At 60.4% G+C, this 26,035-nt stretch carries 24 protein-coding genes and 1 pseudogene; 19 read left to right on the top strand and 6 right to left on the bottom strand.

Annotated elements, in window-relative coordinates; translation table 11 throughout:
* Nucleotides 1-18 precede the first annotated feature (18 nt).
* The gene (locus H7C19_RS27520) at nucleotides 19-183 is read left to right on the top strand and encodes a hypothetical protein (RefSeq protein WP_185672302.1); all 165 of its coding nucleotides are present in this window, start codon (nucleotides 19-21) and stop codon (nucleotides 181-183) included.
* 69 nt (nucleotides 184-252) lie between these two features.
* Nucleotides 253-1,197, top strand: a complete 945-nt coding sequence (locus tag H7C19_RS27515; protein ID WP_185672301.1) for a methylenetetrahydrofolate reductase — start codon at nucleotides 253-255, stop codon at nucleotides 1,195-1,197.
* A gap of 247 nt (nucleotides 1,198-1,444) precedes the next feature.
* On the opposite strand, the gene H7C19_RS27510 is transcribed toward H7C19_RS27515, so the two are convergent.
* The 3 genes from H7C19_RS27510 to H7C19_RS27500 form a co-directional block, all read right to left on the bottom strand.
* The gene (locus H7C19_RS27510) at nucleotides 1,445-1,807 is read right to left on the bottom strand and encodes a hypothetical protein (RefSeq protein WP_221469512.1); all 363 of its coding nucleotides are present in this window, start codon (nucleotides 1,805-1,807) and stop codon (nucleotides 1,445-1,447) included.
* Entirely contained in the window at nucleotides 1,792-2,067 is a 276-nt protein-coding gene (locus tag H7C19_RS27505; RefSeq protein WP_221469511.1) for a pyridoxamine 5'-phosphate oxidase family protein, read from the bottom strand. Before H7C19_RS27505 ends, H7C19_RS27510 begins: the two co-directional genes overlap by 16 nt.
* Nucleotides 2,068-2,720: 653 nt before the next feature.
* Nucleotides 2,721-3,596: an AraC family transcriptional regulator gene (locus tag H7C19_RS27500; RefSeq protein WP_185672299.1), complete on the bottom strand. Its 876-nt coding sequence runs from the start codon at nucleotides 3,594-3,596 to the stop codon at nucleotides 2,721-2,723.
* Nucleotides 3,597-3,780: 184 nt separating this feature from the next.
* On the opposite strand from H7C19_RS27500, the gene H7C19_RS27495 reads away from it, so the two are divergent.
* From H7C19_RS27495 to H7C19_RS27465, 7 genes are all read left to right on the top strand, one after another.
* A complete protein-coding gene (locus H7C19_RS27495) occupies nucleotides 3,781-4,623 on the top strand; it encodes a phytanoyl-CoA dioxygenase family protein (RefSeq protein WP_185672298.1) in 843 nt (280 codons plus the stop codon).
* 447 nt (nucleotides 4,624-5,070) lie between these two features.
* On the top strand, nucleotides 5,071-6,168 hold the full coding sequence (locus H7C19_RS27490) for a response regulator (RefSeq protein ID WP_185672297.1): 1,098 nt from the start codon (nucleotides 5,071-5,073) through the stop codon (nucleotides 6,166-6,168).
* Nucleotides 6,165-8,015 (top strand): cache domain-containing sensor histidine kinase, encoded by a 1,851-nt coding sequence (locus tag H7C19_RS27485; RefSeq protein ID WP_185672296.1) that lies wholly within the window; start codon nucleotides 6,165-6,167, stop codon nucleotides 8,013-8,015. Before H7C19_RS27490 ends, H7C19_RS27485 begins: the two co-directional genes overlap by 4 nt.
* Nucleotides 8,016-8,128: 113 nt before the next feature.
* Nucleotides 8,129-9,670 (top strand): extracellular solute-binding protein, encoded by a 1,542-nt coding sequence (locus tag H7C19_RS27480; RefSeq protein ID WP_185672295.1) that lies wholly within the window; start codon nucleotides 8,129-8,131, stop codon nucleotides 9,668-9,670.
* 85 nt (nucleotides 9,671-9,755) lie between these two features.
* Nucleotides 9,756-10,655: an ABC transporter permease gene (locus H7C19_RS27475; RefSeq protein ID WP_185672294.1), complete on the top strand. Its 900-nt coding sequence runs from the start codon at nucleotides 9,756-9,758 to the stop codon at nucleotides 10,653-10,655.
* Nucleotides 10,655-11,521 carry a carbohydrate ABC transporter permease gene (locus H7C19_RS27470; RefSeq protein WP_185672293.1) on the top strand — a complete coding sequence of 289 codons (867 nt, stop codon included), beginning with the start codon at nucleotides 10,655-10,657 and terminating at the stop codon, nucleotides 11,519-11,521. Before H7C19_RS27475 ends, H7C19_RS27470 begins: the two co-directional genes overlap by 1 nt.
* A gap of 26 nt (nucleotides 11,522-11,547) precedes the next feature.
* A complete protein-coding gene (locus H7C19_RS27465) occupies nucleotides 11,548-12,306 on the top strand; it encodes a glycerophosphodiester phosphodiesterase (RefSeq protein WP_185672292.1) in 759 nt (252 codons plus the stop codon).
* 103 nt (nucleotides 12,307-12,409) lie between these two features.
* Here the strand turns inward: H7C19_RS27465 and H7C19_RS27460 are convergent, their stop codons facing one another.
* Nucleotides 12,410-13,351 (bottom strand): ArsR/SmtB family transcription factor, encoded by a 942-nt coding sequence (locus H7C19_RS27460; RefSeq protein ID WP_185672291.1) that lies wholly within the window; start codon nucleotides 13,349-13,351, stop codon nucleotides 12,410-12,412.
* 147 nt (nucleotides 13,352-13,498) lie between these two features.
* Here H7C19_RS27460 and H7C19_RS27455 point away from each other — a divergent pair, with 147 nt between their 5' ends.
* From H7C19_RS27455 to lspA, 8 genes are all read left to right on the top strand, one after another.
* The gene (locus H7C19_RS27455; RefSeq protein WP_185672290.1) at nucleotides 13,499-16,255 is read left to right on the top strand and encodes a glycoside hydrolase family 2 protein; all 2,757 of its coding nucleotides are present in this window, start codon (nucleotides 13,499-13,501) and stop codon (nucleotides 16,253-16,255) included.
* Between the two features lie 177 nt (nucleotides 16,256-16,432).
* A complete protein-coding gene (locus H7C19_RS34475; protein WP_221469510.1) occupies nucleotides 16,433-16,837 on the top strand; it encodes a hypothetical protein in 405 nt (134 codons plus the stop codon).
* Between the two features lie 500 nt (nucleotides 16,838-17,337).
* Nucleotides 17,338-17,694, top strand: coding sequence for a CidA/LrgA family protein (locus H7C19_RS27450; protein WP_185672289.1), 357 nt, complete (start codon nucleotides 17,338-17,340; stop codon nucleotides 17,692-17,694).
* Nucleotides 17,687-18,379 (top strand): LrgB family protein, encoded by a 693-nt coding sequence (locus tag H7C19_RS27445; protein ID WP_185672288.1) that lies wholly within the window; start codon nucleotides 17,687-17,689, stop codon nucleotides 18,377-18,379. The genes H7C19_RS27450 and H7C19_RS27445 overlap by 8 nt, the downstream gene beginning before the upstream one ends.
* A gap of 212 nt (nucleotides 18,380-18,591) precedes the next feature.
* Nucleotides 18,592-19,167 carry a sigma-70 family RNA polymerase sigma factor gene (locus H7C19_RS27440; RefSeq protein ID WP_185672287.1) on the top strand — a complete coding sequence of 192 codons (576 nt, stop codon included), beginning with the start codon at nucleotides 18,592-18,594 and terminating at the stop codon, nucleotides 19,165-19,167.
* Entirely contained in the window at nucleotides 19,158-20,564 is a 1,407-nt protein-coding gene (locus H7C19_RS27435) for a hypothetical protein (RefSeq protein WP_185672286.1), read from the top strand. Before H7C19_RS27440 ends, H7C19_RS27435 begins: the two co-directional genes overlap by 10 nt.
* 116 nt (nucleotides 20,565-20,680) lie before the next feature.
* Nucleotides 20,681-21,148 carry a hypothetical protein gene (locus tag H7C19_RS27430; protein WP_185672285.1) on the top strand — a complete coding sequence of 156 codons (468 nt, stop codon included), beginning with the start codon at nucleotides 20,681-20,683 and terminating at the stop codon, nucleotides 21,146-21,148.
* Between the two features lie 110 nt (nucleotides 21,149-21,258).
* Nucleotides 21,259-21,720 (top strand): signal peptidase II, encoded by a 462-nt coding sequence (gene lspA, locus H7C19_RS27425; protein ID WP_185672284.1) that lies wholly within the window; start codon nucleotides 21,259-21,261, stop codon nucleotides 21,718-21,720.
* Between the two features lie 57 nt (nucleotides 21,721-21,777).
* On the opposite strand, the gene H7C19_RS27420 is transcribed toward lspA, so the two are convergent.
* Nucleotides 21,778-22,785: a WD40/YVTN/BNR-like repeat-containing protein gene (locus H7C19_RS27420; protein ID WP_185672283.1), complete on the bottom strand. Its 1,008-nt coding sequence runs from the start codon at nucleotides 22,783-22,785 to the stop codon at nucleotides 21,778-21,780.
* A gap of 371 nt (nucleotides 22,786-23,156) precedes the next feature.
* Nucleotides 23,157-23,345 (bottom strand): annotated as a pseudogene (locus H7C19_RS27415) (response regulator transcription factor); the annotation flags it as partial.
* 125 nt (nucleotides 23,346-23,470) lie between these two features.
* Between H7C19_RS27415 and H7C19_RS27410 the strand changes: the two are divergent.
* Together H7C19_RS27410 and H7C19_RS27405 are read left to right on the top strand one after the other, a co-directional pair.
* The gene (locus H7C19_RS27410) at nucleotides 23,471-24,415 is read left to right on the top strand and encodes an ROK family protein (protein WP_185672282.1); all 945 of its coding nucleotides are present in this window, start codon (nucleotides 23,471-23,473) and stop codon (nucleotides 24,413-24,415) included.
* A gap of 381 nt (nucleotides 24,416-24,796) precedes the next feature.
* Nucleotides 24,797-25,480: a queuosine precursor transporter gene (locus H7C19_RS27405; RefSeq protein ID WP_185672281.1), complete on the top strand. Its 684-nt coding sequence runs from the start codon at nucleotides 24,797-24,799 to the stop codon at nucleotides 25,478-25,480.
* The last annotated feature ends 555 nt before the right edge of the window (nucleotides 25,481-26,035 follow it).

Genomic DNA, 26,035 nt, shown 5'->3' with positions numbered 1-26,035 from the left:
GCGAAGGGGGAGCGGGTCTTGCCGCAGGCCGATTCGGATGGTGCGAAGGAAGAGAAGGGATTGCCGCAGGCGGATTCGGCATCGCTCAACGATTCAGGACGGATGCTGGAAATAACGGCTGCAAGGTATTGCCGCAGGCTGATTCGGCATCGCTCGATTATTCAGGACGGATTCTGGAAATAACGGCTGCAATCCGCCCTCCCAAAGTGGTAAACTGGGGTATAAACGACGAAGAGTTGAGGAGAACGCTTCATGCTGAGACAGAAGATCGCGCGCCGGGAGCCCGGCATTTTGACATACGGCATTACGCCGCCCAAAGCGACCCATACGGAAGACAAGATCGCGGAGATCGCGCAGAAGCAGGTCGATCGCCTGCGGAATTGCGCGATCGATGGGCTTATCCTGTACGACGTGCAGGACGAAGCGGACCGCATCGACGAGGATCGGCCGTTCCCTTACCTGGCGACGGTGGATCCGACCCGATACAGCAAGGATTACCTTCAGGCGCTGGACGCGGCCAAGATTATCTACAAGGTCGTGGGCAAGCAGTCGAAGGAAGAGCTCGCGGATTGGATTCGGGCGGACGAGGGGAAGGACCGGTTCTCGGTGTTCGTCGGCGCTTCCTCCAGCAGGCAGGCCGTCACGATGCGGTTGCCGGAGGCTTATCGCCTCGGCGCCGAACTGAACGGACGGCTGCAGGTCGGGGGCGTCGTCATCCCCGAGCGTCACGAGAGCAAGGGAGACGAGCATCTGCGGGCCGCGAGCAAGCAGGAGAGCGGCTGCGCCTTCTTCATCTCCCAGGCCGCGTACGACGTGGAAGCTTCAAAGAACTTCCTGTCCGACTACTACTATCACTGCCGGGAACACGGCATCCCGATGGTGCCGATCCTGTTCAACCTGGCGCCGTGCGGCTCGCAGAAGACGCTGGCGTTCATGAAGTGGCTCGGCATCAGCATCCCGAGATGGCTAGAGAACGAGCTGACTTACTGCAACGATATTCTCGACCGGTCCGTGCGGCTCTCGCGCAAGATCTTCGAGGAGCTGTTCGAATTCGGCCTGGAGAAGGGAATTCCGATCGGCTGCAGCGTAGAGAGCGTATCCACGCGCAAGGTGGAGATCGACGCCTCCGTCGATCTGCTGCGGGAGATGAAGCTGCTCATGGAGAACCGTCTGCAGACGGAAGTAGCGAAGGTGTAGGGAAGGTACTTCCGATTTATTTTGAAGCAGACGAGCCCGCTAACGGATTTGATTTCCGGGAGCGGGCTTTGTTGCGTTTTGAAGCAAGGTGTGCTTAAAGGTGGACTCGGGGCAAACGTGGGCTTTTCAGATTGGAAAAGCTAGTTGGCGAGGTTAGAATGGCGGAGCCGCGAAGCTGGTGATCTGAGTTGGTGATCCATTTTGCGGAGGGCTGGAGAGCAAAGCCGATGAGGCAAATTTGGTGAAGTTAAAGCTGGTGATCCATTATGCGGAGGGCTGGTGGAGCAAAGCCGGTGAGGTAATTTGGTGAAGTAAAGCTGGTGATCCATTTTGCGGAGGGCTGGTGGAGCAAAGCCGGTGAGGCAATTTGGTGAAGTAAAGCTGGTGAGTCAAATTTGATGTGGCAAAATTGGTGAGTCAAAATTGGTGAGTCAAAATTGGTGAGGCGGAATGGCGGAATGGCGGAAATGGCCTTGCGGTCGAAGGTGCCGTGCGACTTTTCAATTAGCCGAACTGCTTCGAGGCGGGTTGTGCGGGGAATAGCTGACGAGCCTCCAAGCGTCGCGCGATCGTAGGCGATCTCCACGGCTTCCTTCAGCTTGAAGCGCACCAGACCGCTGCCGGACAGTCCGCGATCCCCTCCTCGCCCCATAGGACCTCCGCCTCCCCCGTCAGTTGCAGCGTGCCGCCCGGTTCGAAGTCGATGAACGGCAAGCCGCTGCGGGGGTTGACGTGAAGATTGCCGAGCGTATTGAACATGGAATTGCCGAAGTAGTCGGGAAAGACAAGCTCCCGGTCACCCGCGCCCCGGACGAATCCGGGAGATCCGCCCCGATGTCTGTAACGGGCGTGCGCAAGAGCGCGTTGCAACGATAAAAAGTATCGATACAGCGGTCTCGCAAGACAGAAACCGATCTGTAACGATAAAAAGTATCGTTACAGCGGCCTCGCAAGACAGAAACCGAGCTGTAACGATAAAAAGTATCGTTACAGCGGCCTCGCAAGACAGAAACCGAGCTGTAACGATAAAAAGTACCGTTACAGCGGTCTCGCAAGCCCGATACCGAGCTGTAACGATAAAAAGTATCGTTACAGCGGCCTCGCAAGGCCGAAACCGAGCTGTAACGATAAAAAGTATCGTTACAGCGGTCTCGCAAGGCCGAAACCGAGCTGTAACGATAAAAAGTATCGTTACAGCGGCCTCGCAAGGCCGAAACCGAGCTGTAACGATAAAAAGTATCGTTACAGCGGTCTCGCAAGCCCGAAACCGAGCTGTAACGATAAAAAGTATCGTTACAGCGGTCTCGCAAGGCCGAGAACGCGTTGAAGCATTCTCGCAGGACGGAGAGATTGCGATTTCCAAAGAGAGTATCGCAACAGCGGCTGTCTAGAAAGAGGAGCGCAAACGCAAACGTAAGCATAAGCACAAAAGTAGGCTCAAGCGCATGACAAGCACAAGCGCAAGAGCTATCCCGATGTCATCCTTAGATGACCGAAGGATAGCTCTTGTCGTATGTGCTGCGTTATTCGAATGACGAGCCTTGCAGCCGGAACTGCGTAGGGGTGAGGCCCGTCACCTGCTTGAACTGGTGGCTGAAGTGATGGATGCTGGCGTAGCCGAGGCGCTCCGAGATCGCTTCGACCTTCACGCCTTGGAGCAGCGCCCGTTTGGCCTGCTTGATGCGCTCGCCGATGAGGTAGGGCTTGGGCGGCAGGCCGATCTCCTCCTTGAACAGCTTCGCGAAATGGATCGGGTGGTAGCCGCACAGCGCCGCCAGCTGCGCAACCGTCCAGCCGCGCGCCGGCTCAGCCTGCATGGCCGCGATCGCGGGCTCGATGCGGCTAGCGGCGCCCGCCGGAGGGCGACTGCCGAGCAGCTGCCGGACCAGGACGGCGACGGCCTGCATCATGAGGGCGCGAAGGGCGATCGCGCAGCCCGGTTGCTCCAGCTCATATTCCTTCACCATGCGGGCGAGGATCGGTTCCAATCCCGATACGCTGAGGAGCGTCGGGATCGCGACTTCCCCGAAGGGCGGGAGGTCGAGCGTCGTGGACGTCGGACTGCCCTCGTCCAGCGATCGCGGCGATGCCTCCCGGATGCCATGGGCAGGATGAACGGGGGCGGGCGAAGGATGATGCCAGTGAAAATGAAGGCTGAAATAGTCCGTAGACTCCAGAACCGACAGCCGAGTCGCGCGTTCCGGACCGTAGTAGACGCATTCGCCGTCCCGTATCGGATGAGATTGCCCGGCGAGTCGGAGTTCGGCCCTTCCCGAGACGACATAGAAGAGCTGGCAGTCCGGGATGACGCGGATGCCGAAGTTGCTGCCGGCCGGCGCGGTCGCCCGGCTGGCGAAGTTCACGGTGGGGGCGATGGCGTCCAGAGTGCCGATGCGCAAGGGGATCCCTCTTTCTCCGCGAGTCGTAGATTGTCCGATCTGTAGCGAACTATTTTTTCTGCAAAGGAATGCTTAGAATTACGCAAACGAATGTTGCGTTTCGGGAAATACAAGGGGTCGAACCTTCCGTACAATGAAGCTATCAACCCCATCATATAAAGCTTAGAGGAGAGGTGCAACCCCCATGTTGAACGCGCAGCAGCTGGCCGAATTCGAACGGAACGGGTTTCTGAAAGGGGATATCGTGTTAAGCGAAGGGGAAGTGGAACGACTTCGGGAAGAACTGGACCTCGTCATGGAGGGCAAGTCCGTCAAGCGGCCGGTGCTGAACCACAACATGCTCGGCGGCGATAGCGATTCGCTATACAAGGACATGAAGATGAGCGTCAACGAGAAGGTCGTGCAGATCGTCAACATCTGGATGGCGAGCGACCTGTACTTGAAGCACGCCGCCCACCCCGTCATCACGGAGGAGATCGCCCAGCTGTGCAAGACCGATACGCTGCGGATCTGGCACGACCAGATCCAATACAAACCGCCCGTGTCCGGCGGCCCGACGGGCTGGCATCAGGATCATCCGCTCTGGCCGGTCATCCAGCCCGCCGACCTCGTCAGCGCCTGGGTCGCGCTCGACGACGCCGTCATCGAGAACGGGTGCATGTGGATGGTGCCGGGCAGCCACAAGTGGGGCGACCATCAGCGGTATCTGGCCAGCACGCCGGACTTCAAGCCGTACCATCGCCAGCCCGAGCTGCTGCCCGAGGGCGCCGTCGTGGAAGCCGTGCCGTTCGAGATCAAGAAGGGGCAGGTGGGCTACCACCACAGCCTGACCTGGCACGGCAGCCCGCACAACCGCTCGGAGCTGAAACGCCGGGCGATCGCGGTTCACTATATGCCGGGCCATACCCGATACGAACCGACCAACAATCACCCGATGATCTCCTACGTGACGGTGAACAAGGGCGACATTTTGCAGGGGGAGCACTTCCCCGTCGTCTATGGCGCTGCTTCTGTCGTCGCCGGGTAAGCCGGTTGGGGGCTACAAGCCGCTAATCTCGAGTCGCTAATCGCAAGTCACTGTCGCAAGTCACTATCGCAAGTCACTATCGCATGTTGCTGTCCGCTTGTTACTGTCCGCAAGTCCCTATCCGAAAGTCGCTATCCGCAGTTGTGCTAGTCGCAACTAGCATCCCGGACTCCGTGCTATATCCATCCTAATCCATCCCGCATGCAAGTGCCAAGTGCTGTCACCTTAGGGTGACGGCACTTGTCTTTTTGCGCCCCGACAATTGCCATCCGCCAATCCGTTATCGCGCGGCTTACGCAGATTTAACGATCCGTTAACACGAGTCGATAGCGGGGCTTCGAAGCCTTCACTATAATTTCAATAGATTGGGTGATTGCTCGTGCCTGCGCATGCGTTTACACTGTAGGGGAATTGCCCCCTTGAATCGGATGAGAAAAAGGCAGGCTGATGCCGGGACCCGAATCCGCCCGCGGTGCCAGCCTGCTAGGCAACGGCATGAACCACCGCGGAGGGAGGTCCATCGGCATCATGTACACCGTATTGGTAGCAGAGAACGAGCCTTGGGTGTTGAGAGGAATCGTCGAGATGGTAAAGGCGGCGGGGGAGGAGTTCGAAGTCGTCGGCGCTTGCAGCAACGGGGAAGAGGCCTGGACCCTGATCCAGGAAGTATGGCCGATGCTGCTCATCACCGATATCATGATGCCGGAGCTGGACGGGCTGTCGCTGATCCGGCGGATCGAGGAGCAGCGTACGCCGCTCGTATCCGTCATCGTCAGCGGTTACGATAACTTTCAATACGCGCAGCAAGCGATGGTCCATGGGGTCTCCGAATATTTGCTGAAACCGGTTGAATTCGACACGCTTAAGCAAGCGCTGCAGCGCGCGAAGGAGAAGATCGCGTCGCTCAAGGAGCTGAACGCGTATCTCTTGAAGTTCCAGGCGCTGCTCGACAACGGATGGGGGCTCGCGCCCAAAGACCTGATGCGCAAGCAGGACGAACTGCTCCAATCGGTGCTGCGCTTGAACCGCTTGAACCGGAACGCCCGCGCGATCTTGCTCCGCCTGTTCGAGGACAAGCTCAAGACGCTGTTGAACGAGTCCGGGATCGCCTATTCGTCCAGCCCGCCCGCCGACCGTTCGGATGACGGGACGATTGCCCTTCATTTCCAGGCGTTGTTGGAGAGATGGTATTTGAACCAGCCCGGTCCCGCCATCGCCAGCACGCCGGAAGCCATCGAACGGTCTTGCCGCTACATCCAGGCCCACTTCAAGGAAGAAATCACGCTAACCGAGATGGCCGCACGCACGAACTTCAGCGTGTCTCACTTCAGCGCCTTGTTCAAGAAGCACGCCGGCCAATCGCTCGTGGGCTACGTCAATCGGCTGCGCGTAGACGAAGCCAAAAAGCTGCTGCGCTCCACCTCCTATTCGGTAGGCGAGATCGCGGAGATGACCGGATTCGCCTCCACCTCCTATTTCACGCGCGTCTTCAAAGCGTCGATCGACCTCTCTCCGCTGGAATACAAGAAGAGGATGAACCCATGAACGGGCGCGGATGGCACTACCGCTTCTCAATCAAGACCAAGATCCTTGTCCTGGCGCTCGCGATCAGCCTGTCGTCGATCGTCTTGATGGGGCTCTTGACTTCTTATTCCTATACCGAATCGGCGAAGAACGACTTTTACCTCATCGCCCAAGACTCCACGTCCCGCATCAATCATCAGTTGGATCGCTACTTCGGACAAATGGCCCAATCCACCTACGCTTCGATCGCCGGCCCGCTGCCGACCAACCCGCTGCTCGGCAGCAATCCGGAGAGCGGGATGATCCAGGAGTGGCTGAAAAACGGCGGTCTGTTCAGCCGGGAGCAGCAGGCGCTCGTCGAGGGCATCCTGTCCCGATACATCGCCATCAACGATTCCCATATTCTCGGGATCGTGCTGCGATCGCTCGACGATCGGCTCGTCTATTCGAAGGACAACGAGATAAGCCCGCCCATGAACGCTTCGGCGCCCTGGCTGACCGCTCCCCTATCCCGTACGCTCCAGGTCGTGCCTTCCTACTACAGCCGCGACGTCGAGGGCAAGGCTGCCGCATATCCGTTTATCGCGCTGGTGATTCCCGTCTTCGACCCGAACACGCTCAAGCTGGCCGGCAATCTGTATCTCGCCCTGTCGATCTCCGAGGTTCAGAGCATCCTCGGTCAGGCCCGTCTCGGAGAGACGGGCTATTTCTTCATCGTCGACGCCGAAGGGGGCGTCGTCTATCATCCGGATCTCCGCTGGGTGGGGAGAGCGCTGGCGGATACGCCGCTGCGGGAGATCCGGCTGACTGAACGTAACGATCTCGTTCGGCTGAATGGCGCCCGAATCCTCACCTCCAACGACCGCTCGGATGCGACCGGCTGGCGCATCGTCGCTTACGTGCCGCTGAACGAGCTCGCGACGGGGCTCGCGGTCGCCCGCAAGTTCACGTTATTCCTGATGGCGGGGATGATTCTCCTGTCCCTATTGATCATCCCCCGCATGATCAGCCGCGCCGTCCGACCCGTCATCCGCTTGAGCGGATTGATGAAGCGGGTGGAACAAGGCGACCTGACCGTTCGCGCCGAAGCGATCCCGGGCCGCGACGAGATCCAGCACTTGAACGGGAGCTTCAATCGCATGACCGCCAGACTGTCGGAGCTGATGCATACCGTCCGCGACCTGCAGCTGAACGAGATGAGCCTCCAGTTGATGCAGCGCGACGCGCATATCCAGGCGCTTCAGAATCAGATCAACCCCCATCTGCTCTACAATACGCTGGAGATCATCAAGAGCATCGCCTTCATCGAGAAGGTGCCGAGCATCGAGAAGATGGCGGCCAATCTGGCCAGCGTGTACCGCTACGCCTCCAAGATGCCCGGATCGGAGGTGCCTCTCCGGGAAGAGCTGCGCAATCTGCGGGATTATTTGAACATCGTCCGGATCCGTTTCCTGAACAAGTTCGAGAGCGAAATCGCGGTGGATGAGGCCAACATGGATTGGCTCGTGATCAAGCTCACGCTGCAGCCTATCGTAGAGAACAGCGTGAAGTACGCGGTCGAGCCGAAGAACGGAAACGCCGGCATTCGCATTCAGGCGTACGAAGAGGGCGGAGATCTCCTCCTCGAGGTGGCCGACGACGGGAACGGCTTCCCGGAAGAGGCGCTGCAATCGCTGAATGCCCGCATGCGCGCCATCGAGCGGGAGCCCGCGCCGTTCGTCCGGGAAGAGTCCGTCGGCATCCTCAACGTTCACGCCAGGCTGGTGCTGAATTACGGGGTGCCGTACGGCGTGCGGATCCGCTCGAAGCCGGGCGAAGGGAGCGTCGTCTCCGTCCGCTATCCCCGCCGAGCGGACCCAACATCGTAATTTTGGACGAAAAGACCGTCAGATAATGAAAAAGCGGCCGCTCCCGCAGCGCTACAATAAAGCTGTCCGAAGGCATTCCAAATCGAACGATAACGGGGAGTGGTCTTGTCCGCATGAAAAAAACGGCTCTACTGATGCTGGCTGTCTGTATGGCTTGGGGAGTAACGGCAGGCTGCGCAAACAAGAACGAAGATCGAAGCGCAGCGAGCGGTTCGCCCGCGGGTAGCGAAGGCGCGCAAACGGAGAAGGTCAAGATCGACATGGTCATCGCGTCCTGGAAGGGCGGCGGCTGGCCGGACAACAATCATCCGATCATTCAGTACATCGACAAGAAGTTTAACGTCGACTTGCAGATACAGTGGGTCCCGAATGCCAACTTCGTCGAGAAACTGAACGTCATCGCGGCTTCCGGCAAGATGCCCGACGTTATCCGGCTGGACAGTCCCGCATTGTTCCTAAAGTGGGCGAACCAGGGCGCCTTCCTGGATCTGCAGCCGTACCTGTCCCAATATCCGACGCTTCAGAAGATCGCGACGCCCGAGGAGTGGGCGCTGCTGAATCCGCAGGGCAAGATCTACGGCATTCCCATCTACGAGACGGCTCAAAATACGATCTATGCGCGCGCCGATTGGCTGGACAAGCTCGGTATTCCGCTTCCGAAGGACGACGAATTCACGATCGGCAAGTTCTATGAGATCGCGAAGGCGTTCGCGACCCAAGACCCGGACGGCAACGGCAAGCCCGATACGTACGGGTTCTCGGCGCTCGGCAACGCGATGAATCTCGGCATGCCCGAGCTGCAGGCGGCGTTCGGGATCGCGAACGGCTGGAAGGAGGAAGGCGGAGAGCTGATCCCTGCCCAGACCCAGTCCAAGGAATGGAAGGCGTATCTCGGCTTCATGCAAAAGGCGTACCAAGAAGGCGTGCTCGACAAGGACTTCGTCACGAACACGAACTTTAACGAGAAGTACGCGCAGGGCAAGATCGGCTTCGCGGATATGCACTATCAATTCAGCAGGCAGACGACGCAGGAGCTGCAGAAGATCGCCCCGAACGCCGAGTTCGCGCGGCTGTCGCCTCCGATCGGGGAAGGCGGCGCAAGAGGCAACTCGACGCCTTCGAGCGGCAAGATCAAGGTCGTGCTGGGCAAGGATATGGACGATCAGAAGCGGGATCGCATTCTGGAGCTGCTGGATTGGTGGGTATCCGCCGAGGGAGAGGACGTCCTCAAGAACGGCATCGAAGGCGTGCATTACCGGAAGGGCGCGGACGGCGCCTACGAGATGACCGATGCGCTGAAGGCCGAAGGCGAGGGCCGGCAGAGCCTGATGTGGAACTGGATCTTGCGGGGCAATACCAACACTTTCAATATCTACAAGTGGAGCGCGCCGGAATGGGCGCAAGGGATGGAGCAGTCGATCGGGGACGCCCGCAAGTACCCGTATCGCAACGTCGCCGAAGGTTATCTTCCGTCATCCCCGGCCTACGCCGAGAAAGGCTCGACGCTGGGCGATAAATTCCTGAAGGCGGTCGTCGAGATCATCGCGGGCAAAAAACCGGTGGAGAGCATCGATGATGCGATCGCGGAGTGGAAGAGCGGCGGCGGGGATCAGATCGTTCAGGAAGTCAACGCCGCCTACAAAGCCCATTCCTAAGATCGGTTAGCCCGAACGTTCCGGGCGGCTCGCGCTTCCCGGGACGCGGCGATACCCGGCAGCCTGCGAGTCGCGGAGGGATGACATGGCAAAAAGCTACTGGAAAAGGGCGTTTCCCGTCTACTTGATGATCTTGCCGGGACTGTTGTTCTTCATCGTGTTCAAATATATCCCGATGGTCGGGATCTCGATCGCCTTCATGGCGTACAGTCCGTTCGACGGCATCGGGGGCAGCGAGTGGGTCGGTCTGCGCCACTTTCACCGGCTGTTCGCCGAAGGCGACTTCTTAACGCTGCTCCGCAACACGCTCATGCTGAACCTGTTCGACGTGCTGTTCTTCTTCCCGGCGCCGCTTCTGGTCGCGCTGCTGCTGAACGAGATCAAGGCGAAGCGCTTCAAGGCCGCGGTCCAGACGATCCTGTACGCGCCCAACTTCATCTCCTGGGTCGTCATCGTGGGCATTACGATCCTGCTGTTCGCGACCGGGTCGGGCGGCATCAACCAATTGCTGGCGGGCTGGGGATTCGAGCGGCTCGAACTGATGACCGATCCGTCCTACTTCCGCTGGGTCTGGCTGCTCCAGAACGTCTGGCAAGGCGCGGGTTGGGGCGCGATCATTTTCCTGGCCGCATTGGCCGCCGTCGACCCGCTCTTGTACGAAGCGGCGGCCATCGACGGCGCGAACCGTTGGCGCATGCTCTGGCATATCGCCTTGCCCGCGCTGCGGAGCGTCATCGTGGTGCTGCTGGTTCTTCGGATGGGACACGTCATGGATCTCGGCTTCGAGCATATCTTTCTGCTTCAGAATTCCATGAACCAAGGCGTGTCCGAGGTGTTCGAGACCTTCGTGTACAAGGTCGGGATGACACAGGGGGATTATAGCTACTCCACGGCAGTCGGTCTGTTCAAATCGATCGTGGGCCTGATCATGGTCCTTTTCGTCAACCGGCTGGCCAAGCAAACGGGACAGGAAGGGGTGTTCTGATGCGGGTACGCGCGAGCGGAGCGGACCGCGCGTTCGCGATCGTCGTCTATGGGCTGGTTCTGGCGGCCTCGGCGCTGGCGCTGTTTCCTATGCTCTACGTGCTGGCCATCTCGTTCTCGACCGAGACGGAGTACTTGACGCGCGGCTTCTATCTCCTCCCCCGAACGTTTACGCTGGAAGGCTACTTGTACTTAATGTCGCATCCCGGCTTCATGAGCGCCCTGCGCAATTCGGTCACGATCAGCGTCGTGGGGACGCTGATCAATATCGCGCTGACGACGCTCATGGCGTACGGACTGTCGAAGACGTGGCTGCGAGGGAGGAAAACGCTCCATTTCATCGTCTTCTTCACTTTGCTCTTCTCGGGAGGCATTATTCCGACCTACCTGGTCGTCCAAGCGCTTGGGCTGCTTGACAGCTTCTGGGCCGTATGGCTGACCTCGGCGGTCTCCGCGTTTAACGCGATCGTGATGCGCAGCTTTTTCCAAGCGGTTCCGATCGAGCTGGAGGAGTCCGCCCGAATCGACGGCAGCGGAGAGTGGCGGCTGCTGTTCAATATCATCGTTCCATTGTCCTTCCCGGCGATCGCGACGTTTACGTTGTTCTATCTGGCGCAAAATTGGAATACGTATTTCTCGGCGATCCTATACCTGGACAACGATCAGATGCCGCTCCAAGTGTTTCTCAAACAGATGCTTGTCGAGGACGACCCGTCGATCTCGAACGCTTCCAGCGTGGCCTACCATTATACGCCCGCGGCCCGCATGTCGGCCATCGTCTTGACGGCGCTGCCGCTGCTCTTGATTTTTCCGTTCCTGCAGCGATACTTTAATCAAGGCGTGATGCTCGGGGCGGTCAAAGGATGAAGCCGATCCGGGCGGGAGGAGGAGCTATGCCAAACGTGAAGTACGTCGCCCATCGCGGCTACAGCATGCAAGCGCCCGAGAATACGATCGCCGCCTTCGAACTGGCCGGCCGGACGGGATTCTGGGGCATCGAATGCGACACCTATTGCACGGTCGACGGCCGCTGGATCGTTCATCACGATCGCACGGTCGATCGGATGACCGACGGAACGGGGCGGACCAAGGACTTTGCCTTTGAGGAGATTCGGAAGCTGCGCATCGACGGGGGGAACCGCATCGCGGATTATCCCGGCCTGCGCGTTCCGACGCTGGAGGAGGTGCTGGGCGTCTGCAGGTCGTACGGCCTGCACGCGTTCGTCGAGATCGAGGAGTACCATCGCGACGCCGATCTGGCTGCGCTGGTGCGGATCGTCGAAGCTAGCGGCATGATGGAGAAATGCAGCTTCATCTGCTTCAATGCCGGCGATCTGGAGAAAGTGCGCGCGATTAACGCGGACGTGCAGCTGGGATACTTGTCCGCCCGGCCGCCGACGCCGGATGACTTGACGCTGGCGCAGAAGCTCCGGCCGGCGTTTCTGGATTACGACTATAAGACGGCGACCCCCGCGGACGTGAAGCGGTGCGTGCGCGCGGGGATCGACGTCTCGATGTGGACGGTCAATTCGAGAGCGGACGCCTTGCCGTTCATCGAGGCCGGCGCCGCCTACGTGACGACGGATACCGATCTAGCGGCGGAGGCGGCACGTTCCGTGCCGTTCGCGGCAAGGGGCGAAGACGGGATATAGGCAGCGAGACGCTCCGCGCTGCCAAGGACGGCTTTCGGCTATTCGACTGCAAGACGCTCCGCGCTGCCAAGGACGGCTTTCGAACATTCGGAAGTCGTCTTTCTTATGCCTGCGGCTGCTCATGGTAGCGCACGAACGACAGGACGATGTCCTGCGGATGATCGCCGAATCCGGCGCCGAACAGGTTCATCCCGTTGGCGTTCGGGGCGTCTTCGCGTACTTCGAAGCGGACGCGGATCGGCTGGTTGAACGCGAGGCCGAGCTCGCCGATCGTCGTGCCCGAGGCGGCCTCGCCGTTCACTTGGCTGCCGCCGGCCGTTACGCGCCACTCGGTGAGCCGCCCGTATTCGGAGCCGGCCCTCCACCGCTCCGGCGTGAGCTTGCCCTTGCGGTCGCCGAAGTCGCTCGGGCTCGTCCAGGTGCCGACCGGCAGGCCGTTGATCGAGACCGTGATGTCCGATGGCCACGTCATCTTGAAGGATGGCGCTTCCGAGCACAGTTCCGCCCGGATGTGCAGCTCGTCCAGCGAGGCGCCTGGCGGCATCGGATTGGCGAAGTAGTATTCGATATAGCCCGCGCCGGAGAACCATAGGAGGGCGGCGTCGATGCGCTCCGGCATGTAGAAGACGCGAGGGTCGTCCGTGGAGCCGAGGAGCGTGCCGTCGCGAGCGGCCATGCCGCAGGTCGGCTGCACCGAGCAATGCGAGTACATGCCGATCGGCATATGGATCTCCTCCGTCCGGTGCAAGCCCTCGCCGGGCTTCGCAGGCAGCTCCAGCAGGATGGAGCGGCAGGTCACGGAGCAGAGCTTCTCGCGGTTCGCGCCTTGCGTGGACACGACCAGCTCCGCTTGCTCGAGGATCTGCACGTTGATGGAGACGGTCGGCTGCGCGACGCCCAAGGCTTCGGCCAATTGGCTGACGCTCATGGTCTTGTCGCCCAGCGCCTCCAGAATCCGCACGCGGACGTCGCCGGACAGCGCTTTGGCGATATCGACGATGCGGGAGGCGGGATATCGGATCGTTTCTTGCTTCGATTCGCTCATGGATTCGTTCCTTTGCTTCATCATTCTGATTGAGCTAAGTGTACAACGAATCAACTGTATTGTAAAACTATAATACACATTGCAAATGAATAATGACGGTGTTAAAATGGGGGCAAATCCAGCTATCGAAAGGTCGTGTTCACTTCTATGTCATCTTCTATCGCTTCTTCCGTTGAGACGAATCTGCCGCGTCCCGAATATCCGCGTCCCGATTGGCAGCGGTCCGATTGGCTGAACTTGAACGGCGCTTGGGCTTTCCGGCTCGATCCCGCGGGCGAAGGCCATGGACAGCCGCGGCAGGATGAAGAGGCGAGCGCTTATGACGCGCGCATCACCGTGCCATTCTCTTGGGCGAGCCCGCTGTCCGGCGTCGGCGCGAACGAGAAGGGCGTCGGCTGGTACCGCCGCGAGCTGCAGTGGAAGCCGGCCGTCGCCGACTCCCGCCTCTTCCTGCGGTTCGGCGCGGTCGATTATTCCTGCGACGTATGGGTGAACGGCACGCACGTCGGCACGCATCTCGGCGGATACGGCGCTTTTGAATTCGAAGTGACGCCGGTCTGGCTCACGGACGCTACGAATACGGTCGTCGTCCGTGCGGAGGACAACGACCTCACGCATCAGGCGCGCGGCAAGCAGGGATACGGCGAGATTCGCGGCATCTGGCAGCCTGTCTGGCTCGAGGCGCGGCCGCAAACCTATGTCCGGGACGCGAAGTTCGCGACCCGGCTCGACGGGCGGGTGGAAGTGACCGGACGCCTCGACGCGCGGCAAGCCGGGAAGGCGAAGCTGCGGTTCGACTTCGCGGACGGCGCGGTCCGGCATGAGACGGAGCTGACGCTTGCGGCGGGCGAGAACGAATTCGCGACCTCCTTCGACGTCGCGGATCCGCAGCTGTGGAGCCCGGAGACGCCGCATCTGTACGAGGGCGAGATTCGGCTCTCCGGCGAATTCGGCGAGGACGCCGTCGGCACCTACTTCGGCATTCGCGAGATCGGCACGGCGAAGTTCGGAGACCGCGATTACCGTTGGATCACGCTGAACCGCAAGCCGGTCTACTTGAACGGCACGCTCGATCAGTCTTTCCACGCCACGGGGTACTTCACTTATCCGTCCGACGAGGAGATGCGCGACGAGATCTACTTGATGAAGCGGCTGGGGCTGAACTTCGTGCGGATTCACATCAAGCCCGAGGAGCCTCGCAAGCTGTATTGGGCCGACAAGCTCGGCATTCTCGTCATGGAAGACATGCCGTGCTTCTGGGGCAATCCGGATGAGGAAGCCAGAGCATCGTACGAGCGCGAAGCGCAGGAAATCATCGAACGGGACTACAACCATCCGTCCATCTTCTCTTGGGTGATGTTCAACGAGACTTGGGGACTCAAGACCAACAGCAAGGGAACCGGGCTGACGGGCGACCTTAGCGGAGAGTTGGATTACTTGCCCGAGACGCAGGAGTGGGTGCGCGAGCGCTACCACTGGGCCAAGCGGTTCGACCCGACCCGGATCGTGGAGGACAATTCGCCGTGCAACCGGGACCATGTCGAGACGGACATCAACACGTGGCATTTCTACATCAACGGCTATGAGGAAGTTCGGAGCCACCTGCAAGAGGTCGTCGACATGACGTACCCCGGCTCGGACAAAAACTATATCGGCGGCAACCGGCAATCCGACGCGCCGCTCATGAACAGCGAATGCGGCAACGTCTGGGGCATCGTGGACGGCGGGGCGGGAGACAGCGACCTGGCTTGGCATTACCGCTACATGTTGAACGAGTTCCGCCGCCACGACAAGATGTGCGGCTTCGTGTTCACCGAGTTCCGCGACGTCGTCAACGAATTCAACGGCTACTACCGGCTCGACGGCTCGGACAAACAATTCGGATACGAAGCGTTCGTGCCGGGCATGACGCTCTCCGATCTGCATGCGCCCGACTTCATCGTGATCGACGCCGCGCCGTGCCAGACCGTCCAGGCCGGTGCGGAAACGACGGTGGCGCTGCTGCGCTCGAGCTATGCCGACCGTTACCACGGACAGACGCTTCGCCTCGTATGGGAGCTGAGCTACGACAACCTGGGGACGCGAAAAATCGCCGAGCGCGGCGAGATCGACGTCTCCTGGGAAGGGTATGGCGTAGCGGCGCTGGCGCCGCTCGCGGTACGCATGCCGTCGCAGGATGCCGTGGCCGTCTTGGGCGTACAGCTAGTGGATGAGGCGGGACGCGTCGTCACTCGCAACTTTACCACGTTCGACGTGCGCAGCGGACGGGAACATGGGGTCTACGAAGCGGATGGCGGCTTCGTGAGCGTGCCGGTTACCGGGTTCGCGTCGCATACGTTCGCGCATGAATGGTCTTCGATTCAAGGCGCGAAGGCGAGCGGGGGCAAGGCCGGCGAATTCGTTTATGACGTGAAGCTTCCCGAGCCGTCGGCGTACGAAGTCATCGGCGAGATCGAGATTCTGTTCGAAGCGAGCGCGAAGCGGCTGCTCGCCCGCAACGTGGAAGGGGAGCACATCCATCAGCACGGCATCAGCATGATGCACGGGGCTTCCGCCAATGTGGAATACAACCCCAGCACGTATTACATGACCGACGACGAGAAGCACGAAGCGCGGGTAAACGTCTCGGTCGACGGAGAGCGGATCGGCGTGTTCGTCCTCGCCGACGATCCGGCCGACAGCCGCGGCGTGTTGTCTTGGCACTACCAGCCGGTAGCGAACAAGCTGGAGGAAGCGGGTTCGTACGGCTACCTCTGCCAAGCGTCCGTTCCGGGCAGGCTGGCCGCGAAGCTCGACCGCAGCCGCAGCTTCAAGCTGCAGCTGCAGGCGGACGAAGGCGGGATCGCCTTGTACGGCCGCAACGCCGGACGATATCCGATCGACCTGCTCGTTCGGTACCGTTAATCGCAAGAAGGATGCGGCAGACAAACATCAGCAGCCGCTCCAGGCCATGTGCTTGGAAGCGGCTGCTTTTTGTGAGGCGGGGAGTCTCAGTTTTGCATGATGAAGGTGAACGACAAGCGTGTTGGGGCCTCATTTGCGCCCGATAAAGACGAATGACAAGAGGCCTTGGCGCCTCATTTGGATCAAGCCTTCGTCGAATTAGTTGTATTTGAACATCTTATTTTGGCTGAGAGGGCGTCTGAAGCCGAAAGAATTGTAAAAGTACAACTTATTCGGACGTATTCCGCTGAAACAGAAGTTTTCCTCGAAATAAGTTGTACATTTGCAATTTTATCCCTTTTTTGTACGCATTTTGCTAAAAAAGTTGTACTTTTGCAACTAAATGATCGCTCCCGCTGGGAGTTGGGGTACCGTGCTGGTCGGTGTCATAATTGGGTTTTCAGCCGCATCGGACTAGACGCGCCTTATTGTCGCATTCCCACCACGCCCAGGAGTAACGGTGTAGTTCGCTGTATCTCACAACGTCCGAAAGAACATGCTTACCTCGCCGCAATCCCACCACGCCCAGGAGTAATGGTGTAGTTCGCTGTATCTCACAACGTCCGAAAGAACATACTTACCTCACCACATTCCCACCACGCCCAAGAGTAACGGTGTAGTTCGCTGTATCTCACAACGTCCGAAAGAACATGCTTACCTCGCCGCATTCCCACCACGCCCAGGAGTAACGGTGTAGTTCGCTGTATCTCACAACGTCCGAAAGAACATGCTTACCTCGCCGCATCCCGCCCCACCCAGGGTAATGAGCAGCCTGGTCGCCTATCCGCCATACCCAAGAGTCACGGTACAGTTGCCCGCATCCCCGCCGTACTTACGAGTAACCTGGCAGCCTCGCGGCGTACCATCACACCCAATCGTAACCCTCCGCCGTCGCCATATCCCTACCACACCCAATAGCACCGTAGCGGGCTGCCGCCCGATTTCTCTTGGAGAGCGGCAGCGCGAAAAGCCATCCGCAGCGCATCCATCCGTGTTAAGCTAAAACGAGCGGATTTTAGCGTTAACGGCGGGGGGAAGCGCCCATGAAGGGATTTGCCATCTTGCTCTTGTTTAACCTAGCGGGTCTCGCAGGCCATCAACTGTTGCATATTCCGCTGCCCGGCAACGTGCTCGGCATGCTGCTCCTCTTGCTCTCCCTGCTGGCCGGCTGGGTGAAGCTGGCGTGGATCGAGGCATCCGCGCAGTTCCTGCTCAAGCATATGCTGATCTTCTTCGCGCCAACGATCGTTGGCGTCATCGTCTACTTCGGCCAGATCGGGCAGCAGTGGCTGCCGATCGTCGCCAACCTCTTCGTCAGCACGGCCATCGTCCTGGCGCTGACAGGCTGGGTGACCGCGAAGCTGGCACGCGGCGCGGAAGCCGGTGACAGCCATGGATGAGCTTCGGGCATTCGCCGGGCAACCGCTCTTCGGGGTCTCGCTGACGGTCGCAGCCTATGTCGCCGCGCTTTGGCTGAACGGCCGCCGGCGGTGGCTGCATCCGTTGTTCGCGACGACAGGAGCCATCATCGTCCTGCTGCTCGTATGCGATATTCCCTATGAACAGTATCGCAAGGGCGGAGATCTCATCACCTTTTTCCTCGGTCCGACGACGGTCGCGCTGGCGGTACCTTTGTACAAAGCCATCCAGACGATGCGCCGTCATTTGAAGGCCGTCGCCGTCGGCGTCACCGTCGGGTCGGCGGCTGGCATCGCCGCCTCGGGACTCGTCGTGTGGCTGCTGGGGGGCACGCGCGAGATTCTGCTGTCCATGCTGCCGAAGTCGGTGACGTCGCCGATCGCCATCGAGATCGCGGGACAGCTTGGCGGTACGCCGCAGTTGGCAGGCGTCTTCACCGTCTTGACCGGCCTGCTCGGCAGCATGTTCGGTCCCGCGCTGCTGCGGCTGCTGCGGATCCGCGGCGATCTCGCGATCGGCGCGGCCGTCGGCACCGCCGCGCATGGGATCGGGACGGGCCGGCTGGTGCGGGAATCGGAAGCGCAAGCCGGCATTAGCAGCATGGCCATGAGTCTGTCGGGCATCATCACGAGCGTGCTGTGCATCCCGATCTACTGGTGGCTCTAAGGGAGACGGAAACGGTCCCCGCAGCCCGAGATGTCCGTCCCTGATTTGCCGCGAGGCGGCAGGGGGCGGATTTTATTATATCTATCGCATGATCAGTTTCGCGTCAAATCTGTTCCCGAGAAGACGGCGAATCGGGTTTTCTTTTTTTTTCGTTGCCCTGAGGGATGACCGTCGATGCCGACGTAGTAATAGGTGTGGAAGGGGGCTCGGCGATGGAAGAGTCGGATAATCGGTGGGCCGAACGGCTGCGATCGGGCGAGCCCGCCGCCTTGGCGGCGCTCATCGACGCCTATGGCGCCAACGTATATAGCCTGATCGGGCGGGTGCTTCAAGGGTGCGGGAACAAGGAAGACATCGAGGAATGCGCGAGCGACGTCTTCGTCTCCGTCTGGCACCGCATACGCGAGTATGACGCTTCGCGGGGGTCGTTGAAGACGTGGCTGCTCATTATCGCCAAATACCGGGCGTTGGATTGCCGGCGCAGCATCATCCGAGAGGCTCGTATAGCGCCTATCGACTGGAGAACCGAGCCGGTGGCGTCCGAAGATACGGAACGTTCGGTACTGCGCAAGGCGGAGATGGATGAAGTGTGGGGGATGGTGGATCGCCTGCCGACGCTGGACCGGACGATTTTCTATCGCGCTTATTTCTATTACGAATCTCAGGAAACGATCGCGCGGGATTTGGGACTGACCCGCAAAGCTGTAGAGAACCGGTTAAGGCGAATTCGCCGGCTGCTGAAGGCTCGTCTGTATTCGGAGCGGGAGGAGGGGTTGTCATGGAGCTGAAGCGGGAAGAGATGCAGATGCGGTTGTTGACGGACGAAATGGACGAAGACGCAGCTCACCGACGGATCTCTGACATCGAGTCATCGGCCGCGATACCGCTCGATGCCGACACGCTTGATCGCCTAAAGGAGGCTGCGTTCGCGAAGCTCGGGATCGGCGTGCCGGAGAGCGGTCAGGACGCAGACGACGAGCGGGTTCCGACACGCCCCATCGGCGACGTTCCTGCCGGCCGCCGGTCGTTCTCCCGGCGCAAGCGCCGCATTGCGGCGGCACTGGCGATTCTGGTCGCGCTTTTCCTGGCCGTCTCGATCGCCTCCGGTTCGCCCGAAGTGCGCGCGCAGCTCCGCAAGGCGTTTCAGTTCTTGCCCGGCTTTGCCGTCGTAGGAGACACGGAGGAGACAGGGACGCAGTACGTGCTGCGGGAGCCGATCCATCTTGCATTTAACGGTGGAGAGCTGGAGATACGCGGCTTTCGGGCGGGCGATCGAGTAGCAGTGGCGGAGTTGAGCGGTACGACGCCTACGATGATAGACGGCTTTATCCTCCGCAATGAAAAGGGGGAGATGTATCCCTTTGAGAGCCAACGTTCATGGTCGGCTCGGGACTGGACGGGCATTTTCTATTACCGCGGGGAACTTGCGCTGACCGGGCGCATGGAGATTCTGATCGAGGGCCTGAAGGGACCTGTTCCGCTCCGGCTGGAGGAAGCGGATAGATCCGATCGCGTAGAGGACTTCGGGATAACGGATGTCCGCCAAGGCGTTTCCGTCACCGCGGTCACGCAGGAGATGACGGATGGGCGAACGAAGGTATCGCTCCTGCCGCAACTTCCGAAGGAGGTGCATGTCGAGTCGTACGGCATGTACCCATGGGACCGGCACCCGCCCCGGATGACGAACGAATCGAACGATGCGGTGGCGCTGAGTCAGGATTCCCTTTTCCCGCACCCCAATGAGATGTACTATAGGAGAACGGACAGCGGACCGGGCGGATATACGTTAACGGTCCCGGAGATGATCCTGTCGCGTCCTCCGGCCGGGACTGATCAAATATCCGTTCCTGTACCGAAAGCGGGAGCGAGCATGCAAGTGAATCGCACGTTCGATCTCCAAGGATTCCCGGTTACGATACGGCAGGTTCGACGTTTGTCCGTCCACCCTGGCGACGCGAACGTCAAGGACCTATTGGAGGTGGATGTCGACGTGCATTACGATCCCGGCGCGGCCGAATCGCTGCTAATGGTGTTCCCTGCCGAGGGGGACATGAAGTTCGATGAGTCGACGGGAGCGTTGCAGCATCTGTACCTTCCGGTGCCGGAGAAGGAAAAGACGGTCTCGATGAAGATCGAACGGCTACAGACCGTCATTCGCGGTCCCTGGGTATTCCGGCTGGAGTGAGCCGGGTTTAGCGTGCGCTTGCCAGGAACTGGCCAGCCGAGCCTGAAACCGATCGGATCTCCCGGCGTAAAAAAGGGAAGAAAGAATCCCAATGGCGCAAGTTTCGAGGTGCACCGATGAGGAAGAGGAAAATCGCCTTCTTGTCGCTCGCCGTGCTGGCGGCCGTCGCAGGCGCGGCGCTCTGCGATCGTGCCGACAAGCCGCAGGAGCTTGACCAAGCAGACCTGCAGCGATGGATAAGCCATGCCGAAGCGGGCCAGCGTATCTCGCTTCGGGACATGACCGCTTTCGACTGGGATACGCTCTATCTCCTGCATCCGTACGCGGATCCCAAGTCCATTCAGGGCGTTCGCCGGATGGATCGGATCCCCGACGACATCCGATACCTGGATGACGCCAACCTGCTGATCTTCGTGAAGGACCATCGGGCTATCCGTTATATGAAGTATCCGAGAGCGTACGGCGACTTTGCCGAACCGAGCCTGCGCGTGCTGCCGGCCGACGAAGCCGTCTTTCTCGTGGACCGGTCGACATCGCCCGCGCGTCTCTTGCAAGCATTTGAAGGAAGGACGGGATACGCATGAGACAACGGTCGCAGCCGGGGCTTGGAACCCGGCACGGCGGAGGACGGCCCCAGTCTTTCCGCGCCATACGCGCTTGGCCTCGATCGAGGCGGCGCCGAGGGGCTTAAACGATGCTGCTCTATATCGTCACGCTGCTCGTCGTCGCCGTCGACCAGTTCTCCAAGATCTGGATTCGCGCGCAGCTTCCGCTAGGGGATACGATCGAGGTCTGGCCGGGTGTCTTGCGCTTCACGCACATCGTGAATACAGGCGCCGCGGGGAGCTCCTTCGAGGGCTACGGCCGGCTGTTCGTGCCGGTCGCGATCGCCGTCGTCATCTGGGTGCTGTACGCCAAGCGAAAAGGACAACTCGAGGGAGCTTGGCTGCAGACAGGGGCCGCATTCTTCGTGGGCGGCGCGGTCGGCAACGCGATCGATCGCGTGCTGTTCAATCAGGTGACCGACTTCATCGCCTGGTCCGGCGGCAGAGGCATCATGAACTTCGCGGACCTTGCGATCAACATCGGCGTGCTGCTAGGGATCGCGGGGCTCCTGTTCGCTCGCCGCCGAAGAGCAGCCTCTGCGGGACTCTAACGCCCCTTCCCTACGACAAGCAAGCCCTCTGCCGAGACCGGCAGGGGGCTTGCTGTTTTATGATTTCGGCGCTTCCGGCTTGTCGAACGTATGCGCCTTCGTCCAATGTGCGCCGCCGTCCGATGAGGTGTACATCACCGACGGCTCGCTGTTGTCCGTGGTGATCCACCAGACGTGCTTGGCATCCGCCGCCGCGACGAGGGGCTCGCCATATCCGCCGAACTCGGCTTTGCCGTTCAACCAAGTCTTCCCTCCATTCGTCGTATGGCCCATCGTATTGGACTTGTCGCAGGCTTGGCATTGGCCGCTCATGAAGGCGACGGTCGGATTGACTACATATAGCGCGCCCGGGGAGTTGCCGGCATTGCTCGGCACGCCTTCCTCGGCGGTCTTGAAGCCCGGCGCCGGGCCGCCTCCCGCGGTGCCTTTGGCAATGACGGTCGTCCAATGCTTGCCGCCGTCGGCCGTGTGGAACAGCGAGTAGGAACGCTGCGTCATACCGTACCCGCCGTCCAGCTCGATCCAGGCGTCGCTCTTGCCCGTCGAACGAATCGTGACGCCGGAGATCTCGCCTTCCCAAGTTCGGGTCATAGCCTGGACCCAAGTGCGTCCGCCGTCCGACGTGCGCACGAAGCTGAACTGACCCTTCGTCTGCGTGACCGCCCAGCCGTTCCGGCTGTCGCGGTAATAGGCATCGCCTACGATGCCGGCCGGTGCGGGAAGCTTGGTCCACGTCCGCCCGCCGTCCGTCGTTCGCGCGTTCGCGCTGTAGGCTTCGCTATCCGAGATGAAGTGCAGGAAGCCGCCGTTCGGCGCCTTTCCTACCTTGGTCCAATGGCGGCCGCCATCCGTCGTATGCAGCAGGATATACTGCGCGGGATCGCCGGACTTCAGCGTGGCCCATGCCCTTTCGCCGTTCAAGGCGAACAGCTGGTTCACTTCGCCGTCGCCTTCATATTGCAATTGCCAGCCCTTGCCGCCATCGTCGGTTCGCGCGATCCAGCCGAGGCCGCCCGCCCAGCCCGTCTTCGCGTCGGCGAGCCGCAGCGCGGTGACTTGAGTCATGGGCGTCCGCGGATGGGCGGAAGAGGCAGCGACTGGCGAAGGGGATGCTTCGCCGTCCCCCGCCGTCGCTTCGGGCGTCGCGGATGCGGACGGGCTCGCGGACGGATCCGGGGTATCGGTCGATGCGGGCGATGCTATGGGTGTAGCTGTAGCTGCAACTGTAGCGGTAGATACAGGAGGCGCCGAGTCGCTCGGCGCCGATCCCGACCGGCCGCCGCATCCGGCGAGTAGAAGAGGGAACAGAGCGGCGATCAACAGGAGTTTGCGTGCGTGTGTACGGATCATCGGGTTTCACTCCGTTTCGTCTGGTCGTATTCCTTAACCGATTCGGTAGGTAGACGAAACGGGACCGGCAGAAGTTCGATTCCGCGTCAAAAAGAGGCTCTCCTCGCCAGCGTATCCCGCCGGAGCGAGAGCCCGATCTTAATCCAGCAAACCAATTCCCGCGCCTGGCTGAGCGCCTGGGTTCTAGAGGAGACGCCGAGCTTTCCGTAGGTTCGGCTGAGGTAGACCTTTACCGTCCCCTCTGTCAACTGCAGCTTCTCCGCCAGCTCGCGATTGGGCGAGAATGGTTGTAAATAGAAGTGATTGGATTAATAGGATGTTATAATCAATCGTATATTTAGATCTAGGGAAAGGGTGCCGCATGCAGAAGAACCATCCTTGATCGGAGGAGAATGAAGAGATGAGAGAAAAAGTGCTGGCGGGGATCGACCTCGGCGGAACCAAACTGCTCGCGGTGATCGTCGACGCGCAGGGAAACGTGCTCGCATCGGATGAGCAGCCGACGCATGCGGATCAAGGCGCGGAGAAGGTCATTAAACGGATGGTCGCGCTCGTGAACGGTCTGCTGGGCGAGCGATATGCGTTGTCGGGGGTCGGCGTCGCGACGGCGGGGACGCTCAATCCGAACGGCGGGATCATCGAGATCGCCACGAACCTCGGCTGGCGGGACGTGCCGCTGGGCCGGGAGTTGGAGCGGCTGCTGGGCGTCACGGTCACCGTGGAAAACGATGCCAATGCCGCGGCTTACGGAGAGTGGAAAGCCGGCGCGGGCATCGGGACGCAGGACTGCGTATTCATCACCGTGTCCACCGGCATCGGCGGCGGCATCGTCAGCGGCGGCAAGCTCGTACGCGGCTTCACGGCTAGCGCGGGCGAGCTGGGCCATATCACGATCGACTGGAACGGACCGCAGTGTCCTTGCGGCAACGTCGGCTGCCTGGAGCTGTACGCTTCCGGCACGGCGATCGGCCGCGCGGCCGCCGCGGCGGCCGAGGCCGATCCGGCACGCGGCGCCCGGATGCTCGCGCTGGCGGGCGGCGGGAAGATGACTTCGCGGCACGCTAGCGAAGCGGCCAAGGACGGCGATCCGCTGGCCGTCGAAGTGCTGCGGGAAGCGGGGAGAGCGCTGGGCGCGGGACTGGTAAGCATGATCCACATTGCGAATCCGGAGCTTATCATCCTCGGCGGCGGCGCTTCGCACATCGGAGAGCCGCTGCTCGGGCCGATGCGCGAGATGGTGGGCGAGCGCGTCATCGGTTCGATGGGGCGCGGCGTCCGGATCGTCCCGCCGACGCTCGGCACGAAGGCTGGCGCGATCGGCGCGGCGTTGATGGCGAACGCCTAGTATTTCGAGACGGGGGATAGCAAGGTGGGGATAGCGAGCGCCTAGCATTCGAGGTGGGGATAGCGAGCGTGCCCTCCCGGCGCCTTCTATTCCGATCGCTAGGTGTACGGCCGCATAAGAACGTCTATGGCCGATGAACAAGGAGCTGGATAGCGGAGAAACGCTGCAGTTGAACGCGCTTGGCGAGCCGGATAAGCAAGCCGAACCGCCGTCCATCGTGCGGCGTTCCTTTTTTCGAGGCGCCTGTTGTGCGATTCTACGAAACCGGATATTGGCGTATGGCGGGAATCGGTTCCTGTGCTATAATGATAGGCATTGCCTCGGGACACGAGGCCGCGGTTCGCAAACTCCCGCGTTATCAAAACTAGGAGGCATTTGTCCATGTTCAACTTTCTCTGGGGCGTCCTCTTCGTCGCGGTCAACTTCGCGTTGTTCCTCGCCTGCTACCGGCTGTTCGGCAAGAACGGACTGTACATGTGGATCGCGGCGGCAACGGTGCTAGCCAATATTCAGGTCGTGAAGACGATCGAGATGTTCGGCATCGTCATGACGCTCGGCAACACCATCTACGCCACCATCTACCTCACCACCGACTTGCTCAACGAGAAGTACGGAGAGAAGGAAGCGAAGAAGGCGGTCTGGTTCGGCTTTTTCACGATGATCATGTCGCTAGTCATCATGCAGATGGTGCTCGTGTTCAAGCCGGCTCCCGACGATCTGGCGCATGATTCGCTGCAGACGATCTTCGGCATGGTCCCTCGGATCGTGCTCGGCAGTCTGTGCGCGTACTTCGTCAGCCAGTTCCTGGACGTACGCATCTTCAGCCGACTCAAGAAGGCCTACCCCGGCCGCGGCCAACTGTGGATCCGCAACAACGGCAGCACGGGAATCAGCCAATTGGTGGACACCCTCGTATTCTGCTCTATCGCCTTCGCGGGCGAGTATCCGTGGGATGTCTGGTGGGAGATCGCGATCACGACCTATGTGCTCAAATTCGTCATCTCCGTCGCCTCGACGCCGGTGATCTATATGGCTCGAAGCTTCAAGTTCAAGGAAGAACAGTAATCGCTGCAGAGCGCCCCTGTCCGGGATCCGGATAGGGGCGTTTTGGCGTGGGGGCGGTCCTGAAGTCTACTCTTTAACCTCCGCTTCCGCATCCGCTTCGCCAAACTGCGATCCTGCCGTTTCTTTAGTCCCTGCAAGGACCGGCGGGGAAAATGAGCGAAAGAGGGTAGTTAAACTACCTACATTGGTGTGTGGCGGGGGAAACGAGCGAAAGAAGGCAATTAGATTACCTACATTGGCGGGTGGCGGGGAAAATGAGCGAAAGAGGGTAGTTAAACTACCTACATTGGCGGGTGGCTGGGAAAACGAGCGAAAGAGGGTAGTTAAACTACCTACATTGGCGGGTGGCGGGTGAAACGAGCAAAAGAGGGTAGTTAAACTACCTACATTGGCGGGTGGGCTGGAATGGGAGGGGACGGACGGTGCTGGCGGAGATGTGGCGATGGCGTGATCATTATGGCGAGGGGTTGTAATTGCGGCGCTCTCTATCTTTACCAGCCCCATGGCTAGCCTCAACCACACCAACCCCGTCCCAACACCAACCCCGTCCTAACA

Source organism: Cohnella nanjingensis (genome assembly GCF_014212125.1).
Classification (GTDB): domain Bacteria; phylum Bacillota; class Bacilli; order Paenibacillales; family Paenibacillaceae; genus Cohnella; species Cohnella nanjingensis.
The sequence above is the reverse complement of the archived record's forward strand: the minus strand, read 5'-3'. Positions and strand labels throughout refer to the sequence as shown.